This window comes from Salinicola sp. 4072, assembly GCF_036663415.1.
Taxonomy (GTDB): Bacteria; Pseudomonadota; Gammaproteobacteria; order Pseudomonadales; family Halomonadaceae; genus Salinicola; species Salinicola salarius_A.
Genome location: NZ_JAXOVV010000088.1, coordinates 1 through 634, shown reverse-complemented (window position 1 = coordinate 634; position 634 = coordinate 1). Strand labels below are relative to the sequence as shown.

Below are 634 nucleotides of genomic sequence, written 5' to 3'. Positions count from 1 at the left end.
AGGTGGATAGGCTTTCACCCATGGCGAGTGGTCCTCTTGAATCGTGTTCTGGCAGGAACATCCTGATTCTACAAGAGAAAACCACTCGCCATCTTCGTTTTCAGGTCGGCCTCATGAATAAGCCGGGCTTGACTCTCTTCTCGATACCCTCTCGCCAAGCATCCAACTCCATAATATCAGCAAGTAGTTCGTCGGGGTCTGGAACAGCAATGCCGCCTTGCAGGGCCTTATCATGTGCGTAGTTCGAACACTTGGTCATGCCAGCGTAGACTTTCGCATAATCGCCATCTTCAACAACGACACCAGCAAGTCTCTGTGTTTCAACACCTTTCCGGAACCGAAGGATCACCTCGCGCAAGAGAACTTCCTCGACTGCCCGTTCCCAGGTCATACGTAGCCGGAAATAAGCATCAACTGTTTGTCTTTGATACTGTTGCTCTTCGCCATCCCTGTGCAGTTTGGCTATAGTTTGATGCTGAGCTTTAAGGGCCTTAATCCGCTTACTACGCTCTGTCTGAAAAATAGACCCGTAAACAGCGCTCGATGCAGGCCAGCGTGACCATGGCACGGTAACTTTTTGCCAGCTTGTCGTAGCGAGTACAAAGTCGCCGCTTTTCCTTCATCCAGCCAAATA

At 50.3% G+C, this 634-nt stretch carries 1 protein-coding gene and 1 pseudogene; both read right to left on the bottom strand.

Annotation, left to right across the window (positions count from 1 at the left end):
- Positions 1-100 precede the first annotated feature (100 nt).
- Positions 101-358 carry a hypothetical protein gene (locus tag R3F72_RS18595; RefSeq protein WP_332780486.1) on the bottom strand — a complete coding sequence of 86 codons (258 nt, stop codon included), beginning with the start codon at positions 356-358 and terminating at the stop codon, positions 101-103.
- Positions 359-503: 145 nt separating this feature from the next.
- Positions 504-634, bottom strand: a pseudogene (locus R3F72_RS18590) (IS5/IS1182 family transposase); the annotation flags it as partial.